Source organism: uncultured Nevskia sp., from assembly GCF_903885465.1.
Taxonomy (GTDB): domain Bacteria; phylum Pseudomonadota; class Gammaproteobacteria; order Nevskiales; family Nevskiaceae; genus Nevskia.
The window spans coordinates 1-4,865 of sequence record NZ_CAISIQ010000433.1 but is presented as its reverse complement, the minus strand read 5'-3'; the positions used below and the strand labels follow the sequence as shown (position 1 = coordinate 4,865).

Genomic DNA, 4,865 nt, shown 5'->3' with positions numbered 1-4,865 from the left:
GTTGACCCGCACGGCAGTGATGTTTTCGTTACCGATCGCGAGCGGCATGAACTTGCGGAAGCCGGACGTCGAAACGATGGTCCCCACCTCAACGGCCGGCGAGCCGTTGATGCCGGTCAGCAAGCCCTGCACGCTATTGGCGCCGTCGACACTGTTGGCGGCAATCACGCTGGTCACTTCCGCAGTGATGGCGCTCATCTGCGCCGGCACACCGCCAACGGCACAACCACTGGAAATCTGCACCGCCGACAACGCCGCCAGCGTCGCCTGCTTTTCCAGATCCCGCTGTGCGTAATAGAGCTGGCCGATGTTGATGGCCAGCGCCAGCACCGGGATCAGCATCAGCAGCGAGACGGCGGTCAGCACCGCCGCGGCACCGCGTTGGCGGAAGCGGCCAGATGGATGGGAAGGTGGGCGGGAGCGGGGTTCGGGCGGGGTCGACACGGGGTCCATGCTCCGGAGCGGTAGCGGGTCAGCAGCAGCGAATGGGGCCACCATCATGGCGCGGCCGGAGCGAACGGGGCGGCGCCGTGCTGCTGCAAGCGGTGCCGCGTCCGGATCGATTCCGGGTAGCGTGTTGCAGATTAAGGCCTGGACGATGGCGCCGGAAAGGCGCTGTCCGAAGAACCTGAGCCCATGCCGGATGGGCGGCAGGAAAGCTGCGCCGAGCGGCGCGCGCGCTGGCGATCATCGACGCCGCTGCTTATCGTGGTGCCAGCGCATCCACGCTTTCGAGGCCTGAATCGATGATCACCCTGTACGGCTATACCGGTTCCGGCAACTGTTACAAGCCGGCGCTGGCCATGCGCCAGCTCGGCATCGCCCACCAGTGGCGCGAGGTCGACATCCTGAAGGGCGAATCGCGCACGCCGGCATTTCTGGCGAAGAACGCCAACGGCCGGATCCCGTTGCTGGAGCCGGAGCCCGGCCGCTATCTAGCCGAGTCGAACGCGATGCTGTGCTGGCTTGCCGAGGGTACGCCGCTGCTGCCGGCAGACCGCTGGGCCCGGGCCAAGGTGCTGGAATGGTTGTTTTTCGAGCAATACAGCCACGAGCCGTACATCGCCACGGTGCGCTACTGGGTGGCGATCGAGAAATCAGCCGAGGCGAACCAGGCGCGAATCGCGGAACGCATGCCGCGAGGCTATGCGGCGCTCGGCGTTATGGAAGCCCAGCTAGCGAAGACGCCTTATCTGGCCGGGGAGAACTACACGATTGCCGACATCGCGTTGTACGCCTACACCCACGTCGCTGACGAAGGTGGTTTCGATCTCGCCGACTATCCGGCCGTACGGACCTGGCTGGCGCGCATCAAGGCAACGCCCGGCTTCGTGACCATGGCCGCTTCGGCCGGCTGAGTGCTCCCGCCGGCCCTTCAGCCGGCGTGCGCTTCCTTGAGCTTGGTCAGCTTCTTCTTGATGCGCTCGCGCTTCAGGCTTGACAGGTAGTCGACGTACAGCTTGCCGTCGAGGTGGTCGATCTCGTGCTGCACGCACTGCGCGGCCAGGCCTTCGCAATCCATCTCGAACGGCTTGCCGTGACGATCCAGCGCCCGCACCCGAAGACGGTTGAAACGCTGGATGGTGTCGCGGATATCAGGTACCGACAGGCAGCCTTCTTCCATTTCCTGCCGCTCGTCAGTCAGCAGGATTTCCGGGTTGATCAGGACCATAGGCTCGGTCTTGCCCTCGGAACAATCCATCACCGACAGGCGCAGCTGCACGCCGCACTGGTTGGCGGCGAGGCCGACACCGGGGGCGTCGTACATGGTTTCGAACAGATCGTCGATCAGCTTCTGAAGCTTGTCGTCGAACACCGTCACCGGCAGGGTCTTCTTGCGAAGACGCGGATCGGGATGAATGAGGATGGGCAGTATCGCCATGGTTACGGGGCCTGCAGTGGATCTTTGGAAACCTTCGCCTAACCTGCGAGCAAGCAGGCGTTCATGCCAGACTCAGCTGCGCCCGCCGGATGGGCCGCACGAGGCCCACAAAAGCCCACAAAAAGGGACAGCCGCAGCCATGCCGAAGTATAACGCCTCGCGATTTCCGCTCCCGCGACGCCCGATCACGCGCCTCGGGCTTGCCACACTGCTGGTGACGATGCTAGCCGCCGGCTGCGCCAGCGCTCCGAGCAGCAGCCCGCCGGCCACCGTGGTGCCGGTCGCCGTCGTGGCGCCTGCCGCAAGACGTCCAACACCGGCCACCGTCGAACCGCTGGCCAATGCCAACAGCGCCCGGACCTACGCCGGCGATCTATCGCTGCGCGAAGACGCGCCGCTGCGCTACACGGTCAGGAAGGGCGACACCCTGTGGGATATCGCCCAGCATTTCCTGCGTGATCCCTGGCAGTGGCCGGAGCTCTGGTACACCAACTCGCAGGTGCGCAATCCGCACCAGATCTATCCCGGCGATGTGCTGACCCTGGTACGCGTGAACGGCCAGACGCGGCTCGCTTTCGACGGCGTGGTCGATCGCCTATCGCCGCGCATTCGCGAGGAAAACCTCGACGCGGCACTGCCGGCGATTCCGATCGAAGCGATCCGCAACTTCCTGCGCGGCCCGCGTCTGGTCACGCTCGAGGAGACGCAAACCGCGCCGTACGTCGTCGCCTTTGCCGACGAGCGTCTGGCAGTCGGCGCCAATAACGACGTCTACGTGAAGAACCTGCCGGCCGAGGTGGCCTACAACTACGCCGTGGTTCGGGTGGGCGAGGCCTATCGCGATCCGGACACTCGCAAGCTGATCGGCTACGAAGCGATTCCCACCGGCGAAGCCGAACTGCGCGAGCCTGGCCAGCCGGCCTTGATGCGGATCACCAAGTCGAGCCGCGAAGTGCTGATCGCCGACCGCCTGCTGCCGATCGAAGCGGAAAGCTTCGATGCCAATTTCTATCCGCATCCGCCGACTACCGACATCAACGGCCGGATCATTTCGGTGTACGACGGCCTGTCGCAGATTTCCCAGTACCAGATCGTGGCGCTGAACCGCGGCACCGAACACGGCCTCGATCCGGGCACCGTGCTCGACATCTACCAGCCCGCCCGCAGCGTGCCGGACCCTTACGGCAAGAAGCCCGTGGTGCTGCCGGAACTGCGCGCCGGCGTGCTGATGGTGTTCAAGGTCACGCCGCTGCTCAGCTACGGCCTGGTGATGAATGCGACCCGCGCGCTGCACGTGCTCGACAAGGTCCGCAAACCGGCGCCGACCGCGCCGTGAAGCGGGCCTGAGCCGCGCTACGCCACGATCCGATGCCCGCGCCCGTATCGGCCGTCGCGGCCAGCGGTCCAACGGCTGCGCTGCTGGCGTTGCTGCGCACACCGGGACTCGGCGCCAACCGCCTCCGCCGCCTGCTGCAGCGCCATGGCTCGGCGGAAGCGGTGTTCGCCGCCAAGGCCAGCGCCTGGGCTGAAGCCGGCTGCAGCGAGGGGCAGATCGCCGGCCTCGCCAATCCGGATCACAAAGGCGCCGAAACCGATCTGTGCTGGCTGGCAGCTTCGCCGCGCCACCACTTCATCGACAGCGATCACCCGGCCTGGCCGGCGCGCCTTGCGGAAATCCCCGCGGCGCCATTCGGCCTGTTCGCGCTGGGCGATATCGCCTTGCTCGGCGAGCCACAGCTGGCCATCGTCGGTGCCCGCGCGGCATCGACCCAGGGTCGCAACGATGCCCAGGCTTTCGCCGAGGGATTGGCGCGAGCCGGCCTGGTGATCACCTCGGGGTTGGCGCTGGGCATCGATGCCGCGGCCCATCGCGGTGCACTCGATGCCGGCGGCACCACCATCGCCGTCTGCGGCAACGGCCTGGATCGCGTCTATCCGGCCCGCAATCGCGAACTGGCGCTGGCGATCGCCGAGCGTGGCCTGCTGGTCTCGGAATTTCCGCCCGGCACGGTGCCGCGGCCCGAACATTTTCCGCGTCGCAATCGGATCATCAGCGGCCTGAGTCTCGGCGTGCTGGTGATCGAGGCGCAGCTGGAATCCGGTTCGCTGATCACTGCGCGGCTCGCCGCCGAACAGGGCCGCGAAGTGTTCGCGCTGCCCGGCTCGATTCACAACCCGATGGCGCGCGGCTGCCACGCACTGATCCGCAACGGCGCGACCCTGACCGAAACGGTGGCCGATATCCTCGTCGAACTCGCAGCACAGCTGAAGCCGATGCTGAGTCCGGCGGCCGCCCGCGCGGAACCGATGGCGGATGCGCCGGTCGATAGCCTCGAACAGCGCGTACTGGCGGCGATCGGCGATCAACCGGTGGCCATCGATCAGCTGGCCTCCACCCTGGCGCTCGGCATCGCCGAACTGGGTGCCGCGCTGCTGTCCCTGGAACTTCAAGGCTTGATCGAGGCCCGACGAGGGGACTGTTTTTCCCGCCTGCACCGGCGCCGATGAGGCGCTACACTTTCCCCCGAGGCAGTCCGAAACCTGACTGCACGCGCCCGGTCTTGGCGTCAGAGCGAACATGAAAGAGACCCTGCTCGATGTACTGATGTACCTCTTCGAGAACTACCAGGATGGCGAGTTCTCTGACTCCGACAACCAGGAAACCTTAGCCGTAGAGCTGTCAGCGGCCGGTTTCCCCGATGAAGAAGTGGCGCACGCTTTCGCCTGGCTCGACGGCCTGGCGAACCAGCGCAATGCGCCAACCCTGAGAGGCCGAACCGATACCTTGCGGCTGTACGCACCGCAGGAGCAGGAACGGCTGTCCGCCGAATGTCGTGGCTTCCTCCTTTATCTGGAGCAGCTCGGCATCCTGAACGGCGAAAGCCGCGAACTGGTCATCGAGCGCCTGCTGGCTTTCGAGGACGAGATCGATCTCGAGCGGGTCAAATGGGTCTGCCTGCTGGTGCTGATCAACCAGCCCGGC

General features: G+C 65.9%; 6 protein-coding genes. 4 read left to right on the top strand and 2 right to left on the bottom strand.

Annotated features, from left to right (window positions below; all coding sequences use genetic code 11):
• Positions 1-366, bottom strand: a 366-nt coding sequence (locus QZY06_RS16810; protein ID WP_295686213.1) for a pilus assembly protein TadG-related protein, incomplete at its 3' end; no start/stop codon positions are given.
• Positions 367-746: 380 nt separating this feature from the next.
• Here QZY06_RS16810 and QZY06_RS16805 point away from each other — a divergent pair.
• Entirely contained in the window at positions 747-1,358 is a 612-nt protein-coding gene (locus tag QZY06_RS16805; RefSeq protein ID WP_295686211.1) for a glutathione S-transferase family protein, read from the top strand.
• Positions 1,359-1,375: 17 nt separating this feature from the next.
• On the opposite strand, the gene def is transcribed toward QZY06_RS16805, so the two are convergent.
• On the bottom strand, positions 1,376-1,882 hold the full coding sequence (gene def / locus QZY06_RS16800) for a peptide deformylase (RefSeq protein ID WP_022976697.1): 507 nt from the start codon (positions 1,880-1,882) through the stop codon (positions 1,376-1,378).
• Positions 1,883-2,021: 139 nt separating this feature from the next.
• On the opposite strand from def, the gene QZY06_RS16795 reads away from it, so the two are divergent.
• The 3 genes from QZY06_RS16795 to QZY06_RS16785 form a co-directional block, all read left to right on the top strand.
• Complete coding sequence (locus QZY06_RS16795) at positions 2,022-3,218, top strand: LysM peptidoglycan-binding domain-containing protein (protein ID WP_295686209.1); 1,197 nt, start codon at positions 2,022-2,024, stop codon at positions 3,216-3,218.
• Between the two features lie 32 nt (positions 3,219-3,250).
• Positions 3,251-4,390: a DNA-processing protein DprA gene (gene dprA / locus QZY06_RS16790; protein ID WP_295686208.1), complete on the top strand. Its 1,140-nt coding sequence runs from the start codon at positions 3,251-3,253 to the stop codon at positions 4,388-4,390.
• A gap of 70 nt (positions 4,391-4,460) precedes the next feature.
• A partial coding sequence (locus QZY06_RS16785) for a DUF494 family protein (RefSeq protein WP_295686207.1) occupies positions 4,461-4,865 on the top strand: 405 nt, incomplete at its 3' end.

Excerpts from the sequence above, each read along its gene's own strand:
- dprA (WP_295686208.1), top strand. The coding sequence starts at position 3,251 with ATGCCCGCGCCCGTATCGGCCGTCGCGGCCAGCGGTCCAACGGCTGCG.
- QZY06_RS16795 (WP_295686209.1), top strand. The coding sequence starts at position 2,022 with ATGCCGAAGTATAACGCCTCGCGATTTCCGCTCCCGCGACGCCCGATC.
- QZY06_RS16805 (WP_295686211.1), top strand. The coding sequence starts at position 747 with ATGATCACCCTGTACGGCTATACCGGTTCCGGCAACTGTTACAAGCCG.
- def (WP_022976697.1), bottom strand. The coding sequence starts at position 1,882 with ATGGCGATACTGCCCATCCTCATTCATCCCGATCCGCGTCTTCGCAAG.